At 60.5% G+C, this 26,211-nt stretch carries 23 protein-coding genes; 9 read left to right on the plus strand and 14 right to left on the minus strand.

Annotation, left to right across the window (positions count from 1 at the left end; genetic code table 11):
- Positions 1-22: 22 nt before the first annotated feature.
- From AC3RLQ_RS28170 to AC3RLQ_RS28180, 3 genes are all read left to right on the plus strand, one after another.
- A complete protein-coding gene (locus tag AC3RLQ_RS28170) occupies positions 23-220 on the plus strand; it encodes an HNH endonuclease (RefSeq protein ID WP_493038775.1) in 198 nt (65 codons plus the stop codon).
- A gap of 162 nt (positions 221-382) precedes the next feature.
- Complete coding sequence (locus AC3RLQ_RS28175) at positions 383-733, plus strand: ribonuclease E inhibitor RraB (RefSeq protein WP_493031949.1); 351 nt, start codon at positions 383-385, stop codon at positions 731-733.
- 79 nt (positions 734-812) lie between these two features.
- On the plus strand, positions 813-1,553 hold the full coding sequence (locus AC3RLQ_RS28180; protein WP_493031932.1) for an IS5 family transposase: 741 nt from the start codon (positions 813-815) through the stop codon (positions 1,551-1,553).
- Between the two features lie 1,161 nt (positions 1,554-2,714).
- Here the strand turns inward: AC3RLQ_RS28180 and AC3RLQ_RS28185 are convergent.
- The 9 genes from AC3RLQ_RS28185 to AC3RLQ_RS28225 form a co-directional block, all read right to left on the minus strand.
- Positions 2,715-3,302 carry a GNAT family N-acetyltransferase gene (locus AC3RLQ_RS28185; protein ID WP_493031950.1) on the minus strand — a complete coding sequence of 196 codons (588 nt, stop codon included), beginning with the start codon at positions 3,300-3,302 and terminating at the stop codon, positions 2,715-2,717.
- A complete protein-coding gene (locus AC3RLQ_RS28190; protein WP_493031951.1) occupies positions 3,299-3,451 on the minus strand; it encodes a hypothetical protein in 153 nt (50 codons plus the stop codon). The genes AC3RLQ_RS28185 and AC3RLQ_RS28190 overlap by 4 nt, the downstream gene beginning before the upstream one ends.
- A 182-nt stretch (positions 3,452-3,633) precedes the next feature.
- Positions 3,634-4,068 (minus strand): DUF4442 domain-containing protein, encoded by a 435-nt coding sequence (locus AC3RLQ_RS28195; RefSeq protein ID WP_493031952.1) that lies wholly within the window; start codon positions 4,066-4,068, stop codon positions 3,634-3,636.
- A 548-nt stretch (positions 4,069-4,616) separates the two neighbouring features.
- A complete protein-coding gene (locus AC3RLQ_RS28200) occupies positions 4,617-5,921 on the minus strand; it encodes a Gfo/Idh/MocA family protein (RefSeq protein ID WP_493031953.1) in 1,305 nt (434 codons plus the stop codon).
- Positions 5,922-6,439: 518 nt separating this feature from the next.
- Positions 6,440-6,718 carry a DUF2442 domain-containing protein gene (locus tag AC3RLQ_RS28205; protein ID WP_493031954.1) on the minus strand — a complete coding sequence of 93 codons (279 nt, stop codon included), beginning with the start codon at positions 6,716-6,718 and terminating at the stop codon, positions 6,440-6,442.
- Between the two features lie 9 nt (positions 6,719-6,727).
- A complete protein-coding gene (locus AC3RLQ_RS28210) occupies positions 6,728-6,991 on the minus strand; it encodes a DUF4160 domain-containing protein (RefSeq protein ID WP_493031955.1) in 264 nt (87 codons plus the stop codon).
- Between the two features lie 92 nt (positions 6,992-7,083).
- Positions 7,084-8,865: a metal-sulfur cluster assembly factor gene (locus tag AC3RLQ_RS28215; RefSeq protein WP_493031956.1), complete on the minus strand. Its 1,782-nt coding sequence runs from the start codon at positions 8,863-8,865 to the stop codon at positions 7,084-7,086.
- 704 nt (positions 8,866-9,569) lie between these two features.
- Positions 9,570-12,206 (minus strand): right-handed parallel beta-helix repeat-containing protein, encoded by a 2,637-nt coding sequence (locus AC3RLQ_RS28220; protein WP_493031957.1) that lies wholly within the window; start codon positions 12,204-12,206, stop codon positions 9,570-9,572.
- 85 nt (positions 12,207-12,291) lie between these two features.
- Positions 12,292-13,395 carry a helix-turn-helix domain-containing protein gene (locus AC3RLQ_RS28225; protein WP_493031958.1) on the minus strand — a complete coding sequence of 368 codons (1,104 nt, stop codon included), beginning with the start codon at positions 13,393-13,395 and terminating at the stop codon, positions 12,292-12,294.
- Between the two features lie 312 nt (positions 13,396-13,707).
- On the opposite strand from AC3RLQ_RS28225, the gene AC3RLQ_RS28230 reads away from it, so the two are divergent.
- Both AC3RLQ_RS28230 and AC3RLQ_RS28235 read left to right on the plus strand, forming a co-directional pair.
- Complete coding sequence (locus AC3RLQ_RS28230) at positions 13,708-15,483, plus strand: serine/threonine-protein kinase (RefSeq protein ID WP_493031959.1); 1,776 nt, start codon at positions 13,708-13,710, stop codon at positions 15,481-15,483.
- A gap of 72 nt (positions 15,484-15,555) precedes the next feature.
- Positions 15,556-17,076, plus strand: a complete 1,521-nt coding sequence (locus AC3RLQ_RS28235; protein WP_493031960.1) for a serine/threonine-protein kinase — start codon at positions 15,556-15,558, stop codon at positions 17,074-17,076.
- 342 nt (positions 17,077-17,418) lie between these two features.
- On the opposite strand, the gene AC3RLQ_RS28240 is transcribed toward AC3RLQ_RS28235, so the two are convergent.
- From AC3RLQ_RS28240 to AC3RLQ_RS28250, 3 genes are all read right to left on the minus strand, one after another.
- A complete protein-coding gene (locus tag AC3RLQ_RS28240; RefSeq protein WP_461527218.1) occupies positions 17,419-17,583 on the minus strand; it encodes a hypothetical protein in 165 nt (54 codons plus the stop codon).
- 212 nt (positions 17,584-17,795) lie between these two features.
- Positions 17,796-18,164, minus strand: coding sequence for a hypothetical protein (locus AC3RLQ_RS28245; RefSeq protein WP_493031961.1), 369 nt, complete (start codon positions 18,162-18,164; stop codon positions 17,796-17,798).
- Positions 18,165-18,325: 161 nt separating this feature from the next.
- The gene (locus AC3RLQ_RS28250) at positions 18,326-19,483 is read right to left on the minus strand and encodes a Gfo/Idh/MocA family protein (protein WP_493031962.1); all 1,158 of its coding nucleotides are present in this window, start codon (positions 19,481-19,483) and stop codon (positions 18,326-18,328) included.
- 81 nt (positions 19,484-19,564) lie between these two features.
- Here AC3RLQ_RS28250 and AC3RLQ_RS28255 point away from each other — a divergent pair, with 81 nt between their 5' ends.
- Positions 19,565-20,653: a Gfo/Idh/MocA family protein gene (locus tag AC3RLQ_RS28255; RefSeq protein ID WP_493031963.1), complete on the plus strand. Its 1,089-nt coding sequence runs from the start codon at positions 19,565-19,567 to the stop codon at positions 20,651-20,653.
- A gap of 5 nt (positions 20,654-20,658) precedes the next feature.
- Here the strand turns inward: AC3RLQ_RS28255 and AC3RLQ_RS28260 are convergent, their stop codons facing one another.
- The gene (locus tag AC3RLQ_RS28260) at positions 20,659-21,534 is read right to left on the minus strand and encodes a YicC/YloC family endoribonuclease (protein ID WP_493031964.1); all 876 of its coding nucleotides are present in this window, start codon (positions 21,532-21,534) and stop codon (positions 20,659-20,661) included.
- A 114-nt stretch (positions 21,535-21,648) separates the two neighbouring features.
- On the opposite strand from AC3RLQ_RS28260, the gene AC3RLQ_RS28265 reads away from it, so the two are divergent.
- Genes AC3RLQ_RS28265 through AC3RLQ_RS28275 form a run of 3 tightly spaced genes read left to right on the plus strand, consistent with a single transcriptional unit; the run spans position 21,649 to position 24,646 of the window.
- Positions 21,649-22,560: a ParB/RepB/Spo0J family partition protein gene (locus AC3RLQ_RS28265; RefSeq protein ID WP_493031965.1), complete on the plus strand. Its 912-nt coding sequence runs from the start codon at positions 21,649-21,651 to the stop codon at positions 22,558-22,560.
- Positions 22,561-22,590: 30 nt separating this feature from the next.
- On the plus strand, positions 22,591-23,070 hold the full coding sequence (locus AC3RLQ_RS28270) for a nuclear transport factor 2 family protein (RefSeq protein WP_493031966.1): 480 nt from the start codon (positions 22,591-22,593) through the stop codon (positions 23,068-23,070).
- A 13-nt stretch (positions 23,071-23,083) separates the two neighbouring features.
- Entirely contained in the window at positions 23,084-24,646 is a 1,563-nt protein-coding gene (locus AC3RLQ_RS28275; RefSeq protein ID WP_493031967.1) for a fused MFS/spermidine synthase, read from the plus strand.
- Positions 24,647-24,733: 87 nt separating this feature from the next.
- Here AC3RLQ_RS28275 and AC3RLQ_RS28280 read toward each other — a convergent pair whose 3' ends face one another.
- On the minus strand, positions 24,734-26,203 hold the full coding sequence (locus tag AC3RLQ_RS28280; protein ID WP_493031968.1) for a S41 family peptidase: 1,470 nt from the start codon (positions 26,201-26,203) through the stop codon (positions 24,734-24,736).
- Positions 26,204-26,211 lie beyond the last annotated feature (8 nt).

Genomic DNA, 26,211 nt, shown 5'->3' on the forward strand with positions numbered 1-26,211 from the left:
GCGATACATACCACGAGAAGTGATGTTTAAGGTAGTTCGGCGAGATGGACAAATCTGCCAGAAGTGCCACAAGCACATTCCTGATGATCGAATCCACTTCGATCACGTCATTCCAGTAGCACGCGGAGGACGCAGTTCTGTTCAGAACCTTCGCGTCCTCTGCCAAGACTGCAATTTGAAGAAGTCTGATTCCCTCACAGAGTTACTTACCCCAAAATGAGGGCGAACAAAACGGATGCAGGCAACGGCTCGAATGGCATCTGTCGTGTCAGCGGCATCTTGTGCTCGCCGTCGCCTGATCCGAGTCGTTCGCTCAACCATTGAGCGCCACGTGCAAAACCACCGAGTTCATTTTTCAATGACACCACGACGTATGATCACCATGGAGACGCTGCTTGGGTTCTTTGATGACACCCGTAACCTCAAGGCGACTGGGAAGGCACGTTTCGATATAGACGGTGAATGCAGGTGGTCGTATTTCTTTACCGACACGGACAGAGTCAAGCTCACGGAGGCTGGCCGCCACGTTGAGTCGATTGGTTACGAGGTCAGAGGCTTTCTGGACCCGAGTCCAGATGACGGGAGTCAGACCATCTTTTTGCGCTTCGATATGGTCGAGACCCACACGCCTGAATCGTTGTTTGAGCGGAATACTTCTTTGTATGCGCTCGCCGATAGGTTCGGACTTGATAGCTACGATGGCATGGATGTGGGTGCGGTAGATGGACCCTAGGCGGTGTTTGAAAACCCTCGATTGCCCAAGGAAAGCATTTGTGGCATGAGAGAAAACCGATGAAAACACAACGCTTTGCATGGTGGGAGCCGCTCAAAAAGCGACTCAAAAAAATGGTGCTTTGAACATTGGCGGCCGTCCGCGAGCGTCGCTGGATCTTGTTCTTGAAGGCTTGTTTTACCGGCTGCGCAACGCGGGTCCTTGGCGTGACCTGCCCGAATGTTTTGGTCCTTGGCGCACCATCTATGGCTGGCATCGGCAGTGGGCGCGCGAAGGTCTCTGGAAGCGCATGCTCACCATGGTCTCCCGCAAAACCAGGAACCGCATCAGGCTTGTGGATGGCACGCATGTGGTGGTTCATCAGTGTGCTGCAAATCCTGCAGGTGGCGCAGACAAGCAGGCCATGGGCAAAACGCGAGGAGGCCGCAATACCAAGATCATGGCCCTTACTGATGGGCGGGGGCTTGCAGTGAACCTGCTGCTCATCGCAGGACAGGCCTATGAAGGGCACCATGTTCTGCCGCTGCTGGGAAACCCTGCAGGGCTGTGCGTGGTTGGCGACAAAGGCTTCGACAGTGACAAGCTACGTCAGCAGCTTCAACTGCTCGGGGCAACCCATTGCATTCCACGCAGAGCCAGATGTGGAATCCAGCGCAAGGTCAGCCGTAAACTTTACCGACAGCGCTATCGCATTGAGAACTACTTCTGCCGTCTGAAGCGCTGGGCTTGTGCCAGCACTCGGCGAGACAAACTCGCCGCACATTTCCTCTCGCTCATCGAGTTTGCTGCCGTCATCGACTGGCTTCAATACGGCCGATGAGGGTTTTCAAACACCGCCTAGACTGATCGACTGTTGATATGTCACCGACAACAACCAAGCGCGAACAAAACGGATGCAGGCAGGGAGCTCGCTATGGCATCTGTCGTGTCATCGACGCTTTCCGCTCGCCGTTGCCTGATCCGAGTCGTTCGCCCCACTCAACACGCCCACCGTGACGCAAGAAGTCTATCACACTGCGACATACCATTATCGGCGACTTCCAATATTGATCATCGGAATGGCGTTCGTTGCGTTCTGCTCCTTCTTTCTTATCCGTCTTTTCCCGCAGTGGGTCGCCGCCGTTTGGCGTGATCCCAGGAAGCTAGTGCCTGGCTTATTTCCAATCGGCATCTTGAGTCTCTTCGCTTTTATCGGCGCTATGCTCATTCGATACTATCTGACCGACTTTCGCCTGGAGTTGCGGATAGATTCACAGGGAGTCCATTATGGCCGTCGTTTCTATCCTTGGACAGAGATTGGTTCGCTGTCTGGTCGGTGGTATCACGGGAGGCTAATGTTACTTCTCCACCGGAGAGGGCGTATAGCTCTCAATCGCCACCTTCAGACTGACATAGGAATGACGGAGGATGAGTATTCACGTCTCATGGAGCGACTCGATGAGGACATTGGGGTCATATATTCACACCTTAGAATCGGATGAGTCTGGAAGCGCGTCATAGTATTGGCAACGGCCAAAAATCTTAAGCAACCCAGCGGTCTCGATGAATCTGCACACGGATCTCGCATACCTCTGGCATGCGACCTTGATCCTGCATGCTTGCATCACGTGATCCGGTGGTTCTCGCTCGGCAGGCCTTGTTTCACCACCGGCTCATTTCCATGCTCCCTCCGGGGGCAAGTGCATGAATTAAGCGGTGTTTGAAAACCCGCGACAGCGCTTGCGCGGTGAGATTTGGGTGCGGCGGCGTTTTGTGTCACCGCTGCGCGGTTCCACGAAATGGGGGGACATGGGTGATGCGGTTCCGTGGGCTGGCGCCCACGGCTACGGTTGTGCCAGCGCTACGCGCTTTCGGAGGGAGAGGCTTGCGGCTTGAAGCAGGCCATAAGATGGCATGAACTTGCCATGGCCATTCAGCACAGGTGTTTCAAACGCCGCCTAGTGAAAAGAGGAATGCATGAGCGGCATTGTCGCGTGCCAGCCTATTTTTCAGGGCTCAATGATTTGGAGAAATACATTTTGCTGTGTCCGTGCGAGTCCCAGTCGGGGATGTGGCCGACTCGTTCGAAGCCGTGAGCCTGGTAAAACTGCGGTGCCTGATATTCCATGGTATCGACATAGACGTGCTTGCAGCCACGTTCGAGGGCGAGGCGTTCGGCTTCTGCGAGGAGGGCGGTGCCGATGCCTTTGGAGCGCCATTCGGGATGGACGGACATGATGGAGATGCGCAGCCAGGAGAGCTGGGTTTCAGCGAGGAGGCCGCCTACTGTTTCGCCGTTGGCGTGAGTGAGGAGGATGAGGGGCCGGGCAGCGTGGGCGGGTTGTTGCAGATGCTCCATGAAGGATGGATTCACGGCCCAGTTGTGCTCGCGCAGCCATTGGCGGATGAGGTTGCAGCCGGGGGCGGAGGTGTCGGAGGGGTTGATGAGGCTCCAGGCGAGTTGTGGAAAGGATGGATTCACGGCCCAGTTGTGCTCGCGCAGCCATTGGCGGATGAGGTTGCAGCCGGGGGCGGAGGTGTCGGAGGGGTTGATGAGGCTCCAGGCGAGTTGTGGATCCGTTTCACTCATTGAGGGTCGAGTGTTTTGGGGCCGGCGAGAAACCAGGCGTTGATGATTCTGCCGTCAACGACCTCGTAGGTGGCGATGAGTTCAATGCTGCCGGTGCCTTCGGGGAAGGTGCGGGTGACGCGTTCGTGGTCTATGACGAATTGGCCCATGACGATGCGGTTGATGAGATGCGCGTGGAGGTTGGGTTTTTGGAAGCGAAGTGCGAAACGGGCGCGCAACTGGGCGGTGCCGGAGGCGAGGAGGGAGAGTTCTGGGCGTGAGTGATTGACGATTGAGGAGCAATCGATTTTTGATTTTTGAGTGCCGGGATGCCGTGGTCGATTGAAGCGTGTCAGCCTGGGGTGCGATTTAGGAGCGTGATGAACCATTCGACGGTGGAGGAGAGGGTATGGGCACCGGATTCGTCATGGAGTTCCACGGCGATGCTGACGATGGCGCGGCCTTTGGCGGCGAGGTCGGCGCGGAGTTGGTCGAGTGTTTCGGCTGGTGTGGTGACGGTGGAGGTGATGGCGCCGTTGGCGGGTTTGCGGAACTTGGATTCGAGACGGCGGACGACGGGGATGACGCCGGAGTCAGAGCCGAGGGAACGCAGGAGGAATTCGCCGCTGGAGGCTTCGGCGAGCGCGAGCTGGGCGCTGGCGTGGACGGTGCCGAGGTGGTTGAGGTATTGGGGGCCTGCGGGGAGGCGGAGGAGTTGAGAGGGATCGGGGGATGATTCGAGGCCGAGGAAACGGTTGAAGGGGAGCTCGGTGACGCTGTGCTTCATGGGGGCATGGTGGATGGCGCGCTGGCGGTGTTCAACTCGTCAAATCGGAGTGGGAGGGAGTGACCGGAAAAGGGGAGAGAGGTGGAAAAGTGGAGAGAGTTTTTGGGGGAAGGAAGGGTTTGTTTTTAGCAATGGAATGGGGGAGCAGGGGAATGGCCGGAGGGGGAGGGGAACGGAATTTTTTAACCACGGAATACACGGAAACAGAGAATTCAGCAAAAGGGGGGGCTTTGAGGGAGTGCTGGACGAAAGGATGGGGCTTTTTTTGGCAAAGGAATGGTGGGCAAAGGAATGGCCGGAGAAAGAGAGGGGAGCCTTTTTGCGCCGCGAGAGAATGGGAGAATGCAGACGGCTGTTATGGGATCACGGAAGATGGATCTGCATTTGGGGGCGTTGAGTTTGAGCTCTGGGATGGGCGTGGGCGCGGAGGATTGCGGTGGCGCTGATCGACAGACAGGAGTGTCTATCGTGCTTCAATGCATCTGCGCAGGCACAGTTTTTGGGTGACGTTAGCGCGATTTTTCGCGGGGCGGGTGCAGCTGACCTTTTCACACCTTCCAGCCTTCGCGTGCTGCGGGGCCGTGCATGAGGGCGGTGGCTTCTTCGTCGCCGATGATGCTGCGGGTGGCGGGATCGATGGTGAGGCTGCGATTTACATGCAGGGCGATGTTGCCAAAGTGCATGGTCTCGGTGAGGCGGCCGCCGTAGGCGAAGTTGGAGCGGCAGATTTCCTGGCCTTTGATGGCGAGAAGCCAGTTGTCCCAGTGGTTGGAGCGCTTGAGGTTCACCTTGGGCAGTGAGGTGCTGAGCTCCTGCATTTTGGCTTCGGGGATCACGCGGGGTGTGCCGGCGTGGGTGCCCATGAGGACGGTGGCTTTGCTGCCGTGAATGAGGGTGCCGCCCTCCGGGAAGGTGCGTGCGGCATCGAGTTCCGGCGGGCGTTTGAGGGCGTGGTCTGCGCCGTGGTACCAATGCAGTTTGAACTCGCCGCGTGTGGCGCTGGCGGGAAAGGTGTAGGTGAGTTTGACCCTGGCTGGAAAGGAGAGCTTGCTGGGGCCTGAGGATTCGATCTCAACGCGGCTGGGGCAGTCGAGGCCCCACACGTGATAGGGGGCGTCCATGTTGTGGCAGGCCCAGTCGCCGAGGGTGCCGTTGCCAAACTCAAACCAGCCGCGCCACTGCGCAGGCAGATACTTGGAGCTGTAGGGAACACTTGCGGCGGGGCCGAGCCATTGATTCCAGTCAAGACCGGCGGGCACCGGCTCTTCTGCGGGGCGTGCATCAGGGTAGCTCCAGATCGGGCCTGCCCAGCAGTGAGCTTCGTTCACATTTCCGAGCACGCCGGCTTTCACCCACTCTTCGATAACGAGGATGCCGCCGCCGGAGTGGCCTTGATTGCCCATCTGGCAGGCGAGCTTCGTCTGCTGCTCCAGGGCCATCAAATCACGTGCCTCGGCGATGCTGTGCGTCAGCGGCTTCTCCAGATACACCGGCTTTCCGGCCTGCATGCAGGTCTTGGCGGTGAAGTGATGCGTGTGGTCTGGTGTGGAGATGATGATGCCGTCGATGTGTTTGCCGTGCTGATCGAGCATCTTGCGGAAGTCGGACACAAAGGGCACGGCGGGGTTGGCTTTGCGTGACTCGGCGGCCCGGGCTTCATGCACATCTGCAAAGGCGGCGAAGTTCACGCTGTCGTTGTTTTGCAGGCTTTGCACGGCGTGCCAGCCTTTGCCGCCGGCTCCGACAAAGGCGATGCTGAGCTTCTCATTGGCTCCGAAAACGGAACGCGGGAGGATTTGCACACCGGCGAAGGCAGCGGCGGTTTTGCTGAGGAAGTGACGACGGTTGGTCATGGAGTGGGTGCGTTGCTACACTGGTTTACACCCGAGGCGGCGTAAGTGCGCGGGATTGAGACGGGCCAAGGGACTGGCATTTTTCACCGATCCTGTTTGGCCGATGATGGCTGTGCGTGACTTCAGAATGGCATCGAGTGTCCGCCCGTGACCTTCACGACCATTTTTGAGTCTGGCAGACTTGCCTGGGCCGGGGGGGGTTGGTTTGTGCGAGCTCAGCGTATCAGGCGCCAGCGAGCAGGAAGCTTTGATGTCACGACAGTTGCCATACGAGCCGCTGCCTGCATTCGTTTTGTTCGATGACTTACGTCGCATTGTTTGTCTCACCCCTCCAGGCCCAGCTTGTGGCGGCCTGCGTCGGTGAGGCGGTTGGAGGACCAGGCGGGGTCCCAGACTTGTTCGACGACGACGTGTTTGACGCCGGGGACTTTCAGTAATTGGGGCTCGACGGGTTTGGAGTTGCCACCGGAGCCGTGGACGAATTGAAAACAGATGCCAGGGCGCCTGTATGTAAAAAATCAGCCACAGAATCCTTGTTCCGCCCAATGCCGCACCGTGACGGGGTCAAGGTCATAATGGTTCGGCCAGGTAAGAACGCCGTCGTCGATGTCCATATCAGCAAAGTAGGCCGCTGAATGCAGAGGTTCGACCATGGGACCCTTTTGACGGCTGAGCCAGTCAGCCAGGTCAAGCTCGGCCAGCAGGCCGTCACGAAAGCGGATGGCGATTTGATGATCGCCGGTGACGCGGGCACGAGTGATTTCGCAAGCGTTGAGGTCTAGGAGAGTGGCGGGCATGGGTTTAATTTATTTCAAAGGGTCGATTTTGAAAGGTGATTCGTTCCGCATGCAGCGGTCCCAGTTTGCGGCAAGTTCTTCGGCATGCTGAACCGCCCAGGACTGAACCAGCCGCAATTCAGCAGGCGGCAGGCTGCCTTCCATGATAATGCCAGTCAGCGAGATCATGGCATTACCACTGGGTGACTTGGCGTGAAAATGGTGCGGCGGGTGCTCGTGGTCCCCGAAGTGCATGCGAATTTTGATTTTATGGAACCGGCAAATTTCAGGCATTCGGCATGTATGTTCCGGGCTCCGTAGAAAATAAAGGGAACATTAAGCACTCAATAGACCAAGATCCCTCCACCTCCGGCCACTCCTTACCTTTACTCCTCCAGGCCCAGCTTGCGGCGGCCTGCGTCGGTGAGGCGGTTGGAGGACCAGGCGGGGTCCCAGACTTGTTCGACGACGACGTGTTTGACGCCGGGGACTTTCAGTAATTGGGGCTCGACGGGCTTGGAGTTGCCGCCGGAGCCGAAGGTGAAGAAGCCGAGCCGGGGGCGGCCGCGATGGGGCATGGACATGATGACGTGGACGGTGTCGCCACGGACGCGGATGTCGTGGACGAGGCCGAGGTCCACGACGCTGATGTCGGCGGTGTACAACTGCTCGTCTTTGCATTCGCGCAGGGCGTCCCACAGGGCTTGTTTGGAGATGGGGCTGTCGCCGGCTTCACCGGGTCGGGCGAGGCGTGTGGTGGGCTTGGGCGGGGTGATGTTGCGTGGGATTTCGCCGGGGGAAAGGTGGAGAGGATTGGCGAGGCAATGGCGCAGGGCTTCGAGCTTCGCCGGGCCTTCGGCAGCGGTGAAGGGGATGGCGACGTAGGCGTTCTTTTGGTGCAGCACGGCTCCGGCGGGCACGACTTTCTGGGGCAGGGGATAGCGGCTCCAGACATGGCCGTGCCAGCGGTAGAACATCTTCGGCGAGCCTGAGTGTTTGGGCTCGGGCATGCCCTGGGCGGTGTGCTCGAGATAGAGGGCGACGAAGGAGTCTTTGCTGTCTTTGTTGGCAAAGCCGACGGCCCAGATGTTGTCGCGCTGCTTGGGATCGACGGGTCCGCTTTGCAGTTTGCCATCGGCACCCATCCAGAGCATCTCGGTGAAGGACTGGCCGGAGAAGACCCACTCGTCATCGCGCAGAGCCGCGGCTTCGAATTCCTTTATGACATGCATGCGGCCGATCTTGTGAAACCAGGGGATGCCGGCATAAAAACGGTATTCGACCTCGATGTGCAGGCGGCTGGGGGAGAAGACGGGATGCACGGGAGAATAAGGAAAGCCCCAGCGGCGGACGATGGTGCAGAGGGGGCCGCGAATGACTTCATAGTCGGGGCAGCGTTCCCACAGGGTGACGCGCAGTTTTTGAAAGTGACCGGCGGCGGCGTAGTCGTGCGCCCAGTCGATGCCCGGGGGCTCGCCATGACCTTCGCCGCCGGCGAAGAGTTCCAGGCCGTGCTCGCGCTTGAGGGTCATGCGCTCAAGCTGTCCCATCTGGTGGGAGAGGGAGGCTTTGTAGGCGTCGTTTTCGATGTCGAGCGCGTAGCCTTCGCCGCGTGTTTGGAGGTCGGTCAGGTAGGCGGGAAGCTCGGCATCGGGGTTGCCATAGAAGAGGAGGTAAGTCTGGCGCAGATGGGCAGCGCCTTCGGCCATGAAGAGCACGTGGGCCTGGCGCTCTTTGCCGCGACGAACTTCGCTGTGCGTTTGGCTGGGCACTTCGATGAGGCTGTGGTCGGGCTGGATGCGAGCGACACGGACTTCGCGGGTGAGTGAGACGGCCTGCTCCGCCGCGCAACTGAGCAGGACTTCCACGGGCTCGGGTGCGCGATCCAGGCCGATGGTTTCGTCCAGCGTCAGCACTTTGCAGAACTGCCATCCGGATGCCCAGGTGCGCCACGCGGGCGGCAGCGCTGACACGGCCACAAATTGAGCGGTGGGGACGAAGGGCGTGCCGTGGTCTTCGCCTTCCGCCTGAGCCTGCAGGGTGGTGCTGCGCAGGGAGTCGGTGAGTGAGCGGACGAGGCGGAAGTCCTTGTTTTTCCAGGCTTCTTCCAGCAGGCGGAGCTTCGTTTCAAAGCTGTCGGTCTTTTCCCAGTAGGTGTTCTCGCTCATGTTATCTTGTGGTAGGATTTGCCGCTGCCAACGATGAGGCCGTGGTGAGTGCCGCCGGGGAAAGAATTTCGGTGTGACCGAGGCGGATGGTTGAGGAGGGGTGGGTCATGGCGGGCGCTTTTCCAATGAAGGCATCAGAGTGATGTCCAGACAAAGAGCGGCGCTGAACCGGCATCCTTTCGAATTTCAGGAGCTTGGTGATGAAATGCCGGTGATGAGTGGTGCTTGGTCAGGGCACGGCATCGTGTGCGCTTTTGTCATCGCCGAGACATGGGTGACAAGGCAGGTTTGTGTCACCGCTACGCGGTTCCACGGGGTGGGAATGACCGTGAATGTGTGAACCGTGGGTTGGCACCCACGGCTACTGTTATGTCACCGCTACGCGGTTCAGAGCTTAGCTGGAGGTTTTCGCGAGCCGAACGGAGGGCGCGAAGTCTCGACTCGGGGAGTGAGTTTCGGGAGATGCTCTGCTGGACTTGTTTCCGAATAGCGGACTGCTCTTCACTTGGGTTGGGTGTGTTTGGCGGGCTGGGGGCCTCTTATTATGAAAAAGCTGCTGCGCCAGACGAGCTGACTCTGGGTGGCAGCGCGTCATGGGTGTTGCCATGCGCTGGTGGACGGGCGGGCTGTCGCCACAACCATCCTACGAGCGCGATCGCGCATGCACCGGCAGATGTGAAATTTTCAGTTCGGGAACACGTCTGTTATCTTAGCTGTTCCAACTTGAGGTTGTCGATGAAGAAGGCGGTTTTGGTGGTGCCGAGGGCGCTGAAGAGGAGGTAGCCGGCGTTGGTCCAGGCGGGCTTGCACTTGAGGTCGGGGTAGGCGTGTTTGGTGCCGTCCTGACGGGTGATGTCGAGGGACCATTTGCCTGCGCCGGTGGTGGCGGTGATGGAGACGTGGAACCATTCGCCGGCGGGGATGCTTACCAATTGGACTTTGCCGTCGGTGCTGGCGGCGAGCTGGCCTTTCTGCCAGCGGAGGTAGGGGCCGTTGCCGAAGTCGAGGTTTTTGCCGCGGATCTCGAAGAACCAGTCGGCACCGGGCTGGGCCATGACATCGAACTCGATGTGGAAGGTGCCGGTGTCCCAGGTGGTGGGGTAGATGTCGAGGATGGGATCGTAGCTGTGTTTGAGGTCGGGGGCGTCCTGGACTTTGAGGCTGCGCTTGGAGCCGGGGGTGAAGGGGGAGGATGTTTCGTCGGTGGTGGCGATGGATTCGCCTTTGTTTTCGTGAGTGTATTTGGCGCCGCGAATGCCGAGGGTACCGATGCCGGCGTGCTCGAAGTCTTGATCGACCTTGTAGGGAGGGGCGGGCCAGGGTTTGGCGTCGGTGTCCCAGGTGGGGTAGTCTTGGCCCTGAGCGGCGAGGGTGCGCCATGTGGTGTCGGTTTTGCGGACGCCGGCGAGGGTAAGGTCCCAGGGCTTGAAGTTGATTTTTGCGGCGGGGGAGTTGGGCTTGAGGCGAAAGTCGCGCTTGGCGATGTCTTCGAAGAGGGGATCGGCAAAGAGGCTGTCTTTGTCGCGGCCCATCTTGCGCCATTCGTCCCAGGTGAAATTTGTTTTGGTGAGCTTGGCGGGGACTTTGCCGTCGGTGGGCCAGTAGAGGTTTTTGCGGAAGACGAGGCTGTCTTTGGGATCGCCGCGCTCGGGTTTGTCGAAGAACTTCCAGTTCCATTCGCCGCCATCGAGGAGGGGGGATGCGGGGTCCCAGACGACGATGTTGTTGGTGTAGCGGAAGCGGAGGCGGGCTTCGTTGCGGGAGGCCTGGATTTGCGCGGTGTGGCCGAAGGCGAAGATGTTGTTTCGGACAGTGTTGAAGTAGCCGTAGTGCTGATGGAAGCCGGCGTTCCAGGTGTCGTGCACGAGGTTGTTTTCCATGAGGGTGTCGGCGCTGCCTTCGTCATTGTAGAGGCCCCAGCCGCCGTAGCGATGGCTGGCGACGTGGTGGACATGATTGCCACGGATGACGGTGCCGGGCGAGGTGCCGAGGCCGTAGTAGCCGCCCATGTCGCTGAGATAAGCCCAGCCGAGGTGGTGGATGTGATTGTTTTCGACGAGTGTCTCGCGGGAGGCGGTGTCGCCATAGCCCCAGTTCCATCCGGCGCTGATGCCGGTGTAGTAGAGGTCGGCGATGTCGCAGTGGCGGACGGTGCAGAACTGGGTGTGGGTGAAGACGACGCCGCAGGCGCTGGGGTGGAGACGGCCGCCGTGGTGAATGATGCAGTCGTCGATGGTGATGTGATGATTGACGCGCTCATCGGCAGGGCGTGCAATTTCGCCGACATAGACGCCGCCGCCGCCGAGATCGTGTAAATGGCTGTGGGTGATGGTGGAGTTTGAGCAGCCGTTTTTAAACCAGAGGGCGTGGAGGCCGGTGTGGGCGATCTCGCAGTTTGTGAAGTGGATGGCGCTGGAGTCTTCGATCTCGATGCTGCCATCGCTGGTGGTGGCGGCCTGGCCGTCGTGCAGGCCGTCTGCTGGATAGTGGTAGTTGCTGCTTTGAAAGGAGATGCCTTCGAAGCGGACATCGTGCGCGGCTTTGATGGAAAGGAATTTGTCCACGACGGGGGCGATGACTTCGGCCTTGGTCATGTCTTCGCCGGGAAGGGGGAGGTAGAGGACTTCGCCTTGGGCGCGATCGAGGAACCATTCGCCGGGGGCATCGAGGGCGGCGCGGAAGTTTTCGACCCACCAGCGCTGGTCGGGCTCGAACTCGACGAAGGGATAGCGGGAGCGGCCTTTGATGCGGACGGCGAGGACTTCGTCGTTGAGTTCTTTGATGCGGCACTGGCCGACGGCCCAGGCGTGGGTGACGGTGAGGAGGACGGAATCGCGCTCGGGCTGCGGGATGGATTTGAGGACGTCGTACTGCTCTTTGGCGATGGAGAAGGCGTGGAAGTTCATGTTCTCCTTGAGGTCTGGGAACACGCCTGCGCCGACGGCTTCGGTGATGTGGTAGTAGCCTTTGTTGGGCGAGCGAGCGAGGGTGGCGCGGCGGCCGTTGATCCAGAGCTGTTCGAACTTCCAGGCTTTGTCGGGGAGCGGGGCTTTCCAGAGGCCGCCGTTTGTTTTTTGCCAGCCGGTGATGGGTTTGCCGGCGGTGAAGGTGGCGTTGGTGCCGGTCCAGGTGACTTGGGAGTCCTCTTTGCCGAGGGAGAGGGTTTCAGTGACAGGGTAGGTGCCAGGGGCTACGATGATGCGTGCAGGCTTTGCGGCGGAGCGTGCGGCATCACGAGCGGCCTGCGGGGTGGAGATGGGGCCGGTGGGGGAGAGGAGAATGTCTGCGGCGGAGGCGAGCGAGGCCGCTGACAGGGAAAGGGCGAGGAGTCGGGACAGCATGGGGCGGTGAAGCGGAGGGTGCTCCACTTCATGCCTCATGTGCGAAGCGCATACAAGCGCCGGCGTGCTGCGCGGAATTGCCAGTTTACTGCATCATCTGGCGCACCGTGGAAGAGACAGGATAAATCCAGGCGATTTCCTCGGGGCTCAGGGTAACTGGCGGATAGAGAGGGTTCAGGCTGGAAAGGACGATGGAGTGGCCGTGGTCTGCGGTGCTGTAGACGCGGAAAAGGACATCGCCGCCGAGGCTGTCGCTGAGGCGTGCGACGACGCGGTTGCCGGTGTGCGGGAGACTGTTGGGATAGAGGATGGCGAGTTCGCCATCGTGGTGCTGGGGGAGCATGGCATCGCCTGCGAGGCGCATGGCGAAAGCATCAGGATCTGTCACGCTGAAGGCGAAGTGCTCGGCGGCGGCGAAGGCGGCCTGAGCCGGCGAGGCCAGTTCACGTGCGGCAGGGATAGTGAGCACGGGGAGGAGGGAGATGCGCGGGGCCACGGGCGCGGGAGCAGCAGGCATCGAGAAGGCTGGAGTGTGCGCCACAGCGGGTGCAGGTGCGGCGGCGGGCTGCGGTGGGGCGCTGGTAGCGCTGACGGTTTGGTGTTCTGCGGCAACGGCGGTGGCAGCGGCTGATTCGTTTTGGATCTCGGCTTCGAGTTTTTCGATCAGCTTGATGACGGGCAGGGAAGCGTGGGCGCCATTTTCGATTTTGGTGACGTACTGGCGGGAGACGCCGAGGCGCTGGGCCAGTTTTGGACGAGTGACGCCCATTTTTTCACGCAGGGCGGCGACACGCAAAGCGAAGGTGTTTTTTTCGCGGGTGACGGGCTTCTCGGCGGGTTTGACTGCGGGCGCGGGTGCAGGTGCTGGCTCCGGCTGCACCAAGCGGTCGAGAGCTTCAATGGCTGCGGGCGGGAGACCAGCCATTTCGGTGGGGGAAGAGGTGGTGTCAGGCTGTGGCATGTGCATGGCGAGCTGTTTGAGGTTGGCGGCAGCTTCGAGTTTTTCGATCAATTGGAAGACGGGTCTGGAAGGAGCCTGGCGGCCTTTCTCCAAGACGGTGACGTAACTGCGACCCACGCCGAGCCAGTGGGCGAGCTCGGGCTTTGAGACACGCAGCTTCTGGCGCAGTGAAAGACAGCGGGCAGGGAAACCGACAAGCTTTTCTTCAGAGACTGGGGAGTGTGGCATAATAGGAGGGGTGAGGACGGTGTGCGACTGACTGGCCGGGGGGGATTTGGCACGATGAAGTCCCTATGCATAATCTGCGCCAAAAACGTGCCGGGCGTCCGCTCCGAGGGCAAAAGGAACAAAAGTACCAGACACCGGCACAATGGACCGTCGATTTTCATGCCGAGTCTCTTTTTGTGCAGGGTCAAGGAGGCCGGCGGTCTGGCAAGGGTGGCTGCGAAGCTCTAGGGGAGATGGCCGACTGGCAAAGTGAGCAATGGTGATTTTACTCGCTGTTAGGGCGCGTATCGGTAACAGTCCGCCGCCTTTTTCATGTCCCAGGAATCCTCAGCCCAGCATCAACCCCCGTTTGACGTCCCAAGCGTCGAGGAGATGGCCGCATTGCTGCCGCAGTATGCGTTTGAAAAGCTCGCGGCCTTTGGTGGCATGGGGGCGGTGTACCGTGGGAGGCAGGTGAGCCTGGACCGGCCGGTGGCGATCAAAATTTTGCCGCCTGAATTTGGCAGGCAGGAGGACTTTGCGGATCGATTCAAATCCGAGGCGCGTGCGATGGCGAAGCTGAACCACACGCACATCGTGGGTGTGTATGACTTTGGCATCACCAAAGAGGGGCACCTGTATCTGGTGATGGAGTGGGTGGAAGGGCAGACGCTGCACACGCTGATTCATAAAGGGAGCATTCCGGTGCGGAAAGCCGCGAGCCTGGCGATGCAGCTGTGTGACGCGCTGGCCTTTGCGCATCACAACAAAATCCTTCATCGCGACATCAAGCCGGGGAACATCATGATCAGCGAGGATGATCAGGTGAAGGTGGCGGACTTTGGACTGGCACGGCCGATCACGGGTGAGGCGGAGGAGAATCCCTTCGGCACGCCGGACTACGCGGCCCCGGAAATTTTAGGCAAGGGCGCGGTGGATCAGCGGGCGGACATCTTCGCTGCAGGTGTGGTGTTGTACGAAATGCTGACGGGGCGGGTGCCGCAGCAGCCACGGCGTTCGGTGACTGAGTTTGCTCCGCTGTCTCCGAAATGGGATGAACTGATTGACCGGGCGACGCATGCGGATCCCACGAAGCGATTTCAGGATGTGGGCGAATTTCGTGCGCATATTGCGATGCTGATCAACCAAGGTGCTCAGCCGGTGAAGGTGGTGGCTGTGGAGGAGGACGAGCCCCAGGGCAAAGCGGCATTGAAGCCGCTGCACCTGGTGTTGATTGGAACTGCGGTGGTTGTCATCGGCATTGTGGGCGGGATGATCTTCAAAGGCGAGGCTGTATCGGAGGTGCCTGTGACCACAGAGAAGGTTGCCGCCACTCCGAAGGCTGATGAGCCTGAGCAGCCGCCCAAGATTGAGAAAGAGAAGGAGCCGGCCAAAAAGGTGGAGCCGGTGGTGGTGGTGCCTGCTGTGGAACCGGAAATGAAAGCGCCAGAACCTGCACCGAAGGTCGAAAAGATGGTCGCCGTGGCGCCTGTGCCCGCACCTGCTCCGACACCCGCGCCAGCGCCTGTGGTGATGCCAACCGTTGTGCCGGTGCCGGAAACTCCGCAGGAATTGATCCAGCAACTGGAGAAGCGTGATGCGGAGCTGGCGCTGATGGTCAGTGACTTCGCTGCAGAATGGATGACCAACTCGGAAACAGGCACTGGTTCTGAAATGCAGAGCCTGGCTGACAAATACATCCCGGCGCTGCAACGTGGTCTGGCCGGCCTGATGCCGCAGCAGCGGGATTTTGTGCTGAGTGAAATCTCCCACATTGCGAATCATGAGCCGCTGGACGAGCCGGATCAGCTCTGGCCGGAGACGCTCAAGACGCTGCGCAAGGCCTACGACGCGCAGCGCGAGGCGATTCAAGGACGTGCGGACATGGCCGCCCGGAAAATGAGGATAGCCCAGTGCGAGCTTGTTTTGCAGAAGGCCCGTGAACGTGCCGCCGCAGGCAGGGAGGAGGCTGCGAAACGTGCGGAAATCGTGGCGGCGGAACTGGCGAAGCTGAAGACGGCGCCGTCGATGAAAGCCTTGAGAGAAAGCGTGGGTGGTACAATGGGGGCGGGCACGGCACCGACGACGGCCGCAGAGCCTGTGCGTTGAGCAGTCATTACAGGAGGGAACAGTTAGGAAATTTTCCTCGCGGCAGAAGCTGTAGAAGGTTATGGATCAGGAATGTCCGAAGAAACTACCCCCAGCGAGCTGCCTTCGTTTGATGTCCCGAGCCTGGAGGCGATGAACGCCTACCTGCCGCAGTTCCAGTTTGAAAAACTGGCGGCATGCGGTGGCATGGGGGCCGTGTACAAGGCGTATCAGGAGAGCCTGGACCGGCGGGTGGCGGTGAAGATTTTGCCGCCGGAGTTTGGGGCCGAAAAGGAATTCACGGATCGTTTCAAGATCGAGGCGCGCGCGATGGCGAAGCTAAATCACACGAACATTGTGGGTGTGTATGACTTTGGCATCACGGCAGGAGGGCACCTGTATCTGGTGATGGAATGGATCGAAGGGCGCTCTTTGCACGATCTCATTCACAAGGGGACTCTTTCGCTGCGGAAGGCGACGAACCTGGCGATGCAGCTGTGTGAGGCGCTGACCTTTGCGCATGATCATCAGATCATTCATCGTGACATCAAGCCGGGCAACATCATGGTCAATGACAGCGACCATGTGAAGGTGGCGGACTTTGGACTGGCGCGGCCGGTCTCCGACGAAGCGGAGCAGGAAAACCCCTATGGTACGCCGGACTATGCCGCGCCGGAGATTCGTGGTGGCAGCGTGGTGGACCATCGAGTGGACATTTACGCCGCAGGTGTGGTGCTCTATGAGATGCTGACGGGTACGATTCCGGGGGAGCCGCGGCGGTCGGTCACGGAGTTTGCCAAAATCTCAACGCGGTGGGACAGCATCATCGCCAAGGCCATCGATCCCGATCCGGAGAAGCGGTATCAGGATGCGGGAGAGCTTCGTGCGCACATCAATGTGGCGATGAAGCAGTCTGCCGAGCCTGAAGCGGTGCCCGGCGATGTCATGGCCATTGATCTAGGCATCGGCATGGGAACAGCCTCGAGAGCGGGCATGGGGGCGGGCTTGGGTGCAGGGTTGCGTTTGGGGGCAGGCTCGGGTGCGGCTGCACAGTCGGCACCTGCTGCAGCGGCACCGGTACCGGCAGTGCGTGCACCGGGTCCGAGTGTGCCGCGTGCGCCGGGCGTGCGCGCGCCAGGTGTGCCCGTGGCGGTCGAGAAAAAGAAAGCAGCTCCGCCACCCAAGCCGGCGGTTGGAATGACGCCGCAGCAGCAACAGCTCATGCTGGTCATCGGAGTGGTGGCAGTGGTGGTGGTTGGGTTTTTGGCATTGATCTTCTGGCCGTCTTCCAAGAGTGCGTCACGCAGCTCGTCCGCCAGCGCCCAGGCCACACCGGAAGAAATTCATGAGGTGATGCAAAACTTGGAACAGCATGATGCAGAGCTGGCGAGGCTGGTGAATTCGTTTGCCCACGACTGGGCGGCTACGGGAGCGGATAAAAGCCCCACCTCGCCCGTGGCCGAAAAACTGCGCAAGGCGCACAACGCTGCGGTGCAGGCCAAGGCCAAGGATCGCATGGAGGCGGCAAGGCGCGCAGAGATTGTGGCTGCGGAGATGGCGAAGCTGAGCGGCGCGCCGTCATTGAAGGCGCTCAAGCAGGCGGCGGAGAGGTAAAGGGAAGGCGGGGGGGGCGAGCGCTTATCGGAACACAGCTTTTTTGGGATCAGTGTGCGGATGCTTTCAAGGATGTGGCTGACTCCGGCGAGGTGCAGGCAAGAGTGCCTGCATCACCTAGACCGACTCTCAAAAATCTTGTCACATTGCCCGGCGGCGGAGCGGCCCCATTGGCTGCGTCGTGTGCTTGCCTGTTATTTTCAAATAGCAGGCGGCGCACTCTCCTTGCCACTGGGGCCGCTGCGCTCGCCGGATCAAAATGACAATCTTTTTGAGAACCGGTCTATGAAAAAGCCGCCACCCGTTTCCGGGTGACGGCGTGGTTTTTGGCCGGGGGGGGGATTATTCGCCTTTGCAGCAGTCTTTGCCGCAGGTCTTGCCCTTGTCCTTGCAGCAGGCGGCGCAGTTGTCCTTGCAGCACTTTTCACAGGCCTTGCCGGCGGCAAGAGCGGTGCTGGAGAGGGTGGCGACGGAGGCTGCGGCGATGAGCATGAGGATGGTTTTCATAGTGTTTGGATGTGTTGTGTTTTGAAGTGCCTGCTTTGAATTTGCGGCATGCAGCGCAGGCGTGAGCATGCCGGTTTGCCATGGAGTGGCGTTTGAACTGGCGGTGAGGCCAGACGACCGGGCAGCCGGTCTGGGTGGCGGCGGATGTGGTGGCCGCGCGGAATCGAGTCATTGCCCGGAGCGTCTGGCTTCCAGACGCATGGCGCGTGGCTTCAAATCAAGAGGGCGCAATGCCGCGAGTAGAGCGGTGGCGCGTGCAAGGGCGGCCCGTGGTTGTGACGGGGCGCATGAATGGCCAAAGCCTCTGAGATGAGGCTGAGAGGAGAAAGGGAGTGCCAGGTGGGTTCGGCCAGCAGCTTCAAGGCGGGGGCCGGGGCGTTGACGAAGGTGGTGGCGACATCGCGCGCGGTTTCGTGCTTGGCGCAGGGGCAGTTTGGCTCCTGAGAATGCTCGGAGGCCGAGTGCTGCTTTTTGGCGCAGCAGCTGGCGACCTCTTCCTGCCGGGGAGCTGTGATGCAGCACCAGCACATCGGAAGGCCGATGCAGAGGGTGAGGATCAGGGCTGTGAGGCGGGAGAGCATGAATGGTCAGATGATAGAACGTGAGAATTTATTCAATGGTTGCAAGCAATGAGTGTGCCGATGCTGTGCGGGGGTGTGCAGCAGCAGCTTTTTTGGAGCAGAAAAAACGCCGCGCGGTTTCCCGGGCGGCGTTTTTGTTTGGGTGATTGTTGCCTGAGCTTTTAGCGGAAGCTTTTGGCGAAGTCGTCGGAGGTGGCTTTGGCGACGACCTTGGTTTTTTGGAAGGTGGATTGCTCGCCCTTCTCCATGAGGATGCGCTCGTAGTCGGCGGAGGACATGGGGAGCTCGATGGTCTTGTCCTGCCAGGTGGAGAGGAGGATGGCGTTGGCGAGTTCGACGCTGCGGATGCCTTCGGCGGCAGGGGAGAGGAGTTTCTCGCCTTTCAGGATGGCATTGGTGAAGTTTTGCAGGATCTCGATGTGCTGGCCACCGGTCTGATCCACATGGATGTCCATGTGCCAGCTTTCGGGCATGGCGAAGGCGGCTTCGGCTTCCATGCAGAATTTGCTCATCTGCTGGCGGTTGCGCTGGAAGTGGATGCGGGTGCCGTCGGTGACGGTGAGGCGGCCTTGCTCGGCGGAGATTTCGAGCTTGTTGATGCCGGGGGCTTCGCCGGTGCTGGTGACGAAGGTGGCGGTGGTGCCATTGTCATACTGCATGACGGCGGTGACATCGTCCTCGACCTCAATCTCGTGGAAGCGGCCGAACTGGCAGAAGCCGCGCACTTTTTGAGGCATGCCGAAGAGCCACTGGAAGAGGTCGAGATTGTGCGGGCACTGATTCATGAGGACGCCGCCGCCTTCGCCCTTCCAAGTGCCGCGCCAGCCGCCGGTGGCGTAGTAGTAATTGGTGCGGAACCAGTTGGTGACTTCCCAATGGACGCGGCGGACGGCGCCGATTTCACCGCTTTCGATGAGGTCCTTGACCTTCTTGAAGCAGGCGTTGGTGCGCATGTTGAACATGGCGGCGAAGATTTTGTTCTTGTCCGTGTGGGCGGCGATGAGGCGCTCGCAATCGGCCTTGTGAACGGAGATGGGCTTTTCCACGAGGACGTGGAGGCCGGCCTGGAGGGCTGCGATGCCGATGGTGGTGTGGCTGAAGTGCGGGGTGCAGATGAGGATGGCGTCGATGTGACCGCTGCGGATCATCAGATTGACGTCGGTGAAGGCTTTTTCGCCTTCGGTGAGGTTCGGCAGGGTGCCGACGCTCTCGCACAAAGCGGTGACGCGCAGGCCGGGGATTTTGCCCGCGCGAATGTTCGCAAGGTGTGCCTTGCCCATGTTTCCAAGCCCAACGATGCCGAGTCTGACGGTTTCCATTGTGCGAGACTAGCGGGGCGGGCGAGACGGTCAAGCGACTCAACAGTTGCGCTTTGACCCCCGAGCCTGCATTTTACAGGCATGCGACCGACCTGCCGTCTCCGAGATCAGCTCATCCTCGTCATGGGATGTGTGGCGGCGCTGCTCAGCACCACCCTCATGGCAGACGACCTACGCATCGGCATCATCGGGCTCGACACCTCGCATTCAGAGCAGTTCACGCTGCGCCTGAACGACCCCGCGAACCCGAACCACATTCCTGGTGCGCGGGTGGTGGTGGCCTTCCCCAGCGGAAGCCCGGACATTGAAGAGAGCAAGACGCGCATCGAGGGCTTTACGGCGACGGTGCGCGACAAGTTTGGTGTGCGCATCGTGGGCAGTGTGGCGGAGGCCTGCAAAGATGTGGATGCCATCATGCTGCTGAGCCTCGAAGGCAGGCCGCGCCTGGAGCAGATGAAGCAGATCATTGCCGCAGGCAAACCGGTCTTCATGGACAAGCCGGTGGCGGCCTCCCTGAAGGATGCGGTGGAAATCTACAAGCTGGCGGCAGCGGCGCAGGTGCCGGTGTTCAGCGCCTCAGCCGTGCGCTGGTATCCTGGCGTGCTGGAAGTGGCCAATGCGGAGCCGACCCCGGCGCGCAGCGTGATTTCCTATGGTCCGGCGCATGTGCTGCCGTTCCATCCTGACCTGTTTTTCTATGGGATTCACCCGACGGAGGCGCTTTTTACGGTGATGGGCCCCGGGTGCCTTTCCGTGACTCGGACGACCACGACGTCTGAATCCATCGTCACGGGGCTTTGGTCCGGGGGGCGAACTGGGACGCTGCAGGCGATACATGAAGGGGCGATGGCGTACAAGCTGATCCGTTTTGGGGACAAGCAGATCACCGAGCAGAAGTCCGAAGGCGACTATACGCCGATGCTGCGTGAGATCGTCAAATTTTTCCAGACGAAGCAGCCGCCGGTCTCGCCGAAGCAGACGCTGGAAATTTACGCCTTCATGGCGGCGGCGGAGGAGTGCAAGCACCGGGATGGCGGGCGTGTGATGCTGCGGGATGTGATGGTCAAGGCCGGTGCGCCTGAGGCGTGGCTGCCTGAGGATGGGAAGGCCAAGCCGGCGGAGGCCCCGAAATCGGTGCCGAAGGGGCTGCCGAAGCCGGGGGCTTCGTGATCTGATTATTCGGCGTTTTGGACCTGCTCGCGGATTTTTTCGAGTTCGGTCTTGGCGGTGACGACGTGGTGGGCGATTTCGGCGTTGTTGCACTTGGAGCCCATGGTGTTGAACTCGCGGAAGAATTCTTGAAGGAGGAAATCGAGGCTGCGCCCGGCGGGGGTGTCGCTGGCCAGGTAGGAGCGGAACTGCTGCACGTGGCTGGCGGCGCGGGTGAGCTCTTCGGAGATGTCTGTGCGGTCCGCGAAGAGGGCGATTTCTTTGACGAGGCGCTCGTCGTCCAGCGGGAGGGGCAGTCCGGCGTCTTCCAGGCGCTGACGCAGGACCTTGCGCTGGTGCTCGGGAACGGTGGCGGCTTTGGCGCGGATGGATTCGAGCAGGGATTCGATGACGGCGAGGCGTGCTTCGATGTCGCTGCGGAGGCTGGCACCTTCGGTGCTGCGCATGGTGTTCAATTGCTTCAGGGCGGCAGCCAGGGCTTCCTGAATGGAGGGCCAGGCGTCTTCGGTGGCGATTTCTGCCTGGGCCTGGGTGATCACGCCGGGCAGGCGGGTGATGTCGGTCAAGGTGATGTTTGGAGGGACGTCCAGCTTTAAGGCGAGGGCGTGCAGGGCGTGGTAATAATGAGACGCGAGATCCTGATCGACACGGACGGCCTCGGCTCCTGCTGCCCCTGTTTCCCGGCGAACGGCGACATTCACCCGGCCACGGGAGACGGCGGCGGAGACCTCGGTGCGGACGGCGTTTTCCAGCTCGGAGAGTTCACGGGGAAGATTGACCGCGACTTCGAGCTGTTTGCGGTTCACGGAGCTGCATTCCACGCTCCACGTCACGCCGGAGCGCTGTGATTCGCCCCGGCCAAATCCTGTCATGCTTTTCATAGTCATCAGATGGAACGATATTTGACTTTGGTAAAGCTTTGGATGAGGCGGCCGCACATTCGCCGCGATTCCGATTTGCATCGTCCCGGGTACTCCCTAGTCTCGCCCTCCCATATGGCAAAAGCGGCTCTCGGCAAAGGACTCGGCGCACTCATTTCGGCATCTTCATCGGTGTCTGGAGTGTCGCGTCTGCCTGCACTCGCACAGCCAGCCCCTGGAGACGTGGTGAATCGCGTGACGCTGGACCAGATCGTCCCGAGCCCGCTGCAGCCGCGCAAAGAATTCCAGCCGGAGATGCTGACGGAGCTGATGGAGTCCATCCGCGAGCACGGCATCATCCAGCCGCTGATCGTGCGCCGGGTGAACGGCAAGCTGGAACTGATCGCCGGTGAGCGGCGCTTCCGCGCCTCCCGCGAGCTGGGTCTCAAGGAAGTTCCCGTCATTGTCCGCGAAGCCAGCGACAAGGATGTGCTGGAGATGGCGCTGATCGAAAACCTGCAGCGCGAAGGGTTGAACCCGATCGAGGAGGCGCAGGCCTACTCGCGCCTGGCGAAGGATTTCCAGATGCGGCAGGAGGACATCGCGCAGCGTGTGGGCAAGAACCGTGCGACGGTGGCCAACACGATGCGACTGCTGGAACTGCCGGAGAGCATCCGCGACATGCTGATCGCGACGAAGATTTCCACCGGACATGCCAAGGTGCTGCTCATGCTGAAGCAGCATGACGCGCAGGAGCGTCTGGCGCAGCAGATCGTGGCGAAGAGCCTGACGGTTCGCGCCACGGAAAAAGCGATCGATGCCATCCTGCATCCGCCGCCGCCGCCCCAGCCGAAGCCTACGGAGACGGATCTGATGCGTGCCATTGAGGCTGTGGAGCAGAAGCTGATTCAGCATCTGACCACGAATGTGAGCATTCATCACGCCGAGAAGAAGGGCCGCATTGAGATCGACTACTACGGTGTGGAAGATTTGAACCGCATCCTGAGTGTGATCGGAGTCAAAGAAGAGGCCTTTGCGGAGGAATAACGGGCGCTGAGCGCCGATGACGAAATCCGAATGACGAATGACGAAACAAGCATGCGTTTGAAGCCGATGGCGTTCGTCATGCGACATGCGACGTTCTTTTTTTTGGCCCTGATGCTCATGGGCTGCCAGGCGGAGTCGAAGACTGACTCTGCTGACGTGCGCGAGTTCCTCACGCATTACTTTTCCACCTGGTCTGCCAAGGACATGGACGGCTATGGGGGCTGCTTTCATGAGCAGGCGCGCATCGTCTTCGTGCATCAGGGCATACCGCAGAGCCAGGGGCTGACGGACTTTCTGCATGGCCAGAAACTCAGCCACGCCACCACCACGGTGCCGATGACCGAGGTGCCGACGGACATGAAGATTCTCAGCGACGAGCGCACCGCCCAGGCCAGCGTGCGGTGGAAGCTCACGAAGGGAGCCGACATCACGCTCGGAACCGATTGTTTCACGCTCATCAAGACCTCCACCGGGTGGAAGATCATGAGCCTTGTCTTTTACAACGACTGACCGCGAAAAACGCATGTCCCACACACCTTCCAAATCTTCCGCCGCTTCGGCAGAGAATGCAGCCGCGACACGTGGCACGCGCCTTTTTCTGGGAATTTCCTGCTTCCTGGCCGGAGCAGCCATGATGGTCATTGAAATCTGCGCCTACCGCCTGCTGGCGCCGTTCTTTGGCAACAGCGTGTACACCTGGACGGCATTGATCGGGGTGATCTTGATCGCGTTCAGTGCGGGGGGATACCTCGGGGGGCATCTGGCAGACCGCAAGATGGCGCTTGATCTTCTCGGCTGGCTGCTGGCGGGATCTGCGGTGCTGACTTTCTTCATCCCGGCGCTGCACACGGTCTTTGCTGTGGGCATGAGCGCGCAGGGGCTCATTGCCGGGCCTGTGATGATTTCGCTGCTGCTGTTTGCGATTCCTGGGATTTTGCTGGGGGCCGTGTCACCGGCTGCGGTGCGCTTTTACAGTCTGACGCTGAAGGACACGCACGTGGGTGCGGCAGCGGGCACGATCAGCATGCTGGGATCGCTGGGCAGTTTCGTGGGCACCTTTCTCTCCGGCTTTTTCCTGCTCTCCACCTTTGGTGTGCGCAGCATCTTTTTCGGCACGGCGACGCTGCTGATGCTGCTGGCCATTGCGGCATTCGTACTGGCCAAAAACACGCTGAAGCAGCAGGCCCCGGTGATTTTGAGCGGCCTCTTTGCCTTTGGCATGAGCTGGATGACGGCGCCGAAACCGAAGCCGGGTGTGATCTTTGAGCATGAGTCGTTTTATCATCACATCGAAGTCAGTGAGCGAAGCGAGGGCAATGTGAAGCGCCGGATCCTCCAGCTGGATTCGACGATGGAAGGGGGCATGGATGCGAACACCGGCGATCTTATTCTGCCGTATCAACAATACTGGAAGCTGGCGATGCTGCGCGAGCCGGCGAAGGTGGGCAGCGCGCTGTTTATTGGCGCGGGCGCGTTTGGCATGCCGGAGAATGTGTCGCGGGAATTTCCTGAGGCTGCGGTGGATGTGGTGGAGATTGACCCGCAGGTGATCGAAGTCGGGCGCAAGTTTTTCAAGCTGGATGAACATCCTCATGTGAAGGCGCATGCGGGTGATGCGCGCCGGTACCTGCTGCAGAATGAAGGCAAGAAGTGGGACCTGATTTTTGGGGACGCGTACAACGGCATCCGGCAGATCCCGCCGCACCTCGCGACGCAGGAGTTTTATCAGCAGATCGCGGATCATCTGGAACCGAAGGGGGTCTTCATCATGAACCTGATCGCCTCCATTTCCGGCCCGAAGGCGGAGCTGACCTCGGGCATGATCGCCACGGTGCGGAAAGCGTTTCCTTATGTGGAGGTTTTTGCCGTGGGTTACCGCCGTGATGAGACGCAGAATGTGATCCTCATGGCTTCACGCGAAGATTTGAAGCCGCTGATTGTGGACCGCTATGTGAAGCAGGGCTCCTGGCAGGAACAACTGATCCGCACGCATGTGCCTGCGGGGACGGTGCCGCGTTCGAGCTACGTTTTTACGGATGACCACAATCCGGTGGATGCGATCATTGCGCGGGGGTTGCTGGAGTAGGCTGGAGATGTCCCTCCCTTCGTGCTTGTTGCGCTTGCGAGGTTCGGACGGACAACAGTCGGGGGCAGGAGACCCCGACACCTTGGCTTAGCGGCTTTCCAACGGCTTTGCTGCGGGGGCGAGGGAGGGGGCGACGAAGGCATCGAAGACGAGGACGCCTTTGAGGGAGTCGACGGCGCGTTCGAGTTGTTTGTCGCCGAGGTTGGCGAGTTCCAGTGCGGCGGCTTCGCCGGTGCCGTGGGAGGCGCGCCATTTGGCGATGCGGAGCTCTTCTTCAGAGGTGAGGGCGGAGACGATGTTGGGCTCGACGCCTGCTTCGTGGATGGTGCGATGGCTGGGGGTGTAGTATTTCGCGGTCGTGAGGCGCATGGCGGCACCGTTTTTCATGGGGAGAATGGTCTGCACGCTGCCTTTGCCGAAGCTCGTGGTGCCGACGATGATGGCGCGCTTCAAGTCTTGAAGAGCGCCTGCGGTGATTTCGGAGGCGCTGGCGCTGCCCTGATTGATGAGGACTGCGATGGGATACTTGCGTGGCTCTTTGCCATTGCGAGAAGGGGTGCGGAAGGGGGGCGGGTTTTGCGAGGCGACGCGGCCCTCGGTGGTGACCACCACGGTGCCTTCGGGAAGAAATTCGCCGCACACGGCGACGGCGCTGTCCACAAGGCCGCCGGGGTTGTTGCGCAGATCGAGCACGAAGGCCTTCATGCCCTGCTTTTCGAGTTCATCGAGCGCCTTGCTCAGCTCGCGCGCGGTGGGCTGGTTGTACTGCGAGATGCGTGCGTAGCCGATTTTGTAAGGGCCGGCCATCTTTGGCGAAAGCAGCATGGGATCGTGCAAGGAGGTCTCGGTGAGCGTTTCGTGCTTCACTTTGAATTCCAAGAACTGCTTGGTGCCGGGGCGGCGGACGGTGAGGCTGACTTCATCGCCGGCCTTGCCTTTGAGAAGCTGCATGGCCTCGGCGATGCCCACGGAGTCGGTCAGCACGTCGTTGATGCGCACGAGTTGATCGCCCGAAAGGACGCCTGCCGCAGCAGCGGGGCCGTCTTCGCGCACGGTGATGATGGTCAGGATGCTCTGGCGCAGGGCGATGGTGATGCCGATGCCTTCGGAGGTGTCGCTCTGCTCACGCTGCATGTCTTCAAAGAGAGACTTGCCCATGTACTCGCAATGAGGGTCCAGCTTGTGAAGCATGCCTTCCAGCGCGCCCTCGACGAGCTCGGCGTAGGTGATCTTGGAATCATCCACGTAGTTTTGCCGCACCATCTCCATGGCGCGAGTGAGCATTTCCATCTGCGCATAGGCGTCCTCCGGCGGTGGCTTTACGGGTGGGGAAGCGGGTGCCTTGGGATCTGTCTTTGGCTCTGCTTTGGGTGCGGGCTTGGTCTCAGGTTTGGGGGCCGGAGCGGGCGCGGGTGCAGCCGCTGGCGGGGCAGGGGAGGGAGGGGCCGCGTGAAGACTCACGCTGACGGCCAGAAGGGAAAGGAGTGCGGGGGCGCAACGCATGAGGGCATCCTGCATGATTTCGGGCTTTTGCGACAGAGGAAATTCTGCCAGCATGAACAAGC

This window comes from Prosthecobacter sp. GW821-HT29F12, assembly GCF_058803405.1.

Bases quoted from the DNA above. Each gene is read 5' to 3' on its own strand.
- AC3RLQ_RS28170 (WP_493038775.1), top strand. From the start codon at position 23: ATGTTTAAGGTAGTTCGGCGAGATGGACAAATCTGCCAGAAGTGCCAC.
- AC3RLQ_RS28175 (WP_493031949.1), top strand. From the start codon at position 383: ATGGAGACGCTGCTTGGGTTCTTTGATGACACCCGTAACCTCAAGGCG.
- AC3RLQ_RS28180 (WP_493031932.1), top strand. From the start codon at position 813: ATGGTGGGAGCCGCTCAAAAAGCGACTCAAAAAAATGGTGCTTTGAAC.
- AC3RLQ_RS28185 (WP_493031950.1), bottom strand. From the start codon at position 3,302: ATGAGTGAAACGGATCCACAACTCGCCTGGAGCCTCATCAACCCCTCC.
- AC3RLQ_RS28190 (WP_493031951.1), bottom strand. From the start codon at position 3,451: ATGGGCCAATTCGTCATAGACCACGAACGCGTCACCCGCACCTTCCCC.
- AC3RLQ_RS28195 (WP_493031952.1), bottom strand. From the start codon at position 4,068: ATGAAGCACAGCGTCACCGAGCTCCCCTTCAACCGTTTCCTCGGCCTC.
- AC3RLQ_RS28200 (WP_493031953.1), bottom strand. From the start codon at position 5,921: ATGACCAACCGTCGTCACTTCCTCAGCAAAACCGCCGCTGCCTTCGCC.
- AC3RLQ_RS28205 (WP_493031954.1), bottom strand. From the start codon at position 6,718: ATGCCCGCCACTCTCCTAGACCTCAACGCTTGCGAAATCACTCGTGCC.
- AC3RLQ_RS28210 (WP_493031955.1), bottom strand. From the start codon at position 6,991: ATGCCTGAAATTTGCCGGTTCCATAAAATCAAAATTCGCATGCACTTC.
- AC3RLQ_RS28215 (WP_493031956.1), bottom strand. From the start codon at position 8,865: ATGAGCGAGAACACCTACTGGGAAAAGACCGACAGCTTTGAAACGAAG.
- AC3RLQ_RS28220 (WP_493031957.1), bottom strand. From the start codon at position 12,206: ATGCTGTCCCGACTCCTCGCCCTTTCCCTGTCAGCGGCCTCGCTCGCC.
- AC3RLQ_RS28225 (WP_493031958.1), bottom strand. From the start codon at position 13,395: ATGCCACACTCCCCAGTCTCTGAAGAAAAGCTTGTCGGTTTCCCTGCC.
- AC3RLQ_RS28230 (WP_493031959.1), top strand. From the start codon at position 13,708: ATGTCCCAGGAATCCTCAGCCCAGCATCAACCCCCGTTTGACGTCCCA.
- AC3RLQ_RS28235 (WP_493031960.1), top strand. From the start codon at position 15,556: ATGTCCGAAGAAACTACCCCCAGCGAGCTGCCTTCGTTTGATGTCCCG.
- AC3RLQ_RS28240 (WP_461527218.1), bottom strand. From the start codon at position 17,583: ATGAAAACCATCCTCATGCTCATCGCCGCAGCCTCCGTCGCCACCCTC.
- AC3RLQ_RS28245 (WP_493031961.1), bottom strand. From the start codon at position 18,164: ATGCTCTCCCGCCTCACAGCCCTGATCCTCACCCTCTGCATCGGCCTT.
- AC3RLQ_RS28250 (WP_493031962.1), bottom strand. From the start codon at position 19,483: ATGGAAACCGTCAGACTCGGCATCGTTGGGCTTGGAAACATGGGCAAG.
- AC3RLQ_RS28255 (WP_493031963.1), top strand. From the start codon at position 19,565: ATGCGACCGACCTGCCGTCTCCGAGATCAGCTCATCCTCGTCATGGGA.
- AC3RLQ_RS28260 (WP_493031964.1), bottom strand. From the start codon at position 21,534: ATGAAAAGCATGACAGGATTTGGCCGGGGCGAATCACAGCGCTCCGGC.
- AC3RLQ_RS28265 (WP_493031965.1), top strand. From the start codon at position 21,649: ATGGCAAAAGCGGCTCTCGGCAAAGGACTCGGCGCACTCATTTCGGCA.
- AC3RLQ_RS28270 (WP_493031966.1), top strand. From the start codon at position 22,591: ATGACGAATGACGAAACAAGCATGCGTTTGAAGCCGATGGCGTTCGTC.
- AC3RLQ_RS28275 (WP_493031967.1), top strand. From the start codon at position 23,084: ATGTCCCACACACCTTCCAAATCTTCCGCCGCTTCGGCAGAGAATGCA.
- AC3RLQ_RS28280 (WP_493031968.1), bottom strand. From the start codon at position 26,203: ATGCTGGCAGAATTTCCTCTGTCGCAAAAGCCCGAAATCATGCAGGAT.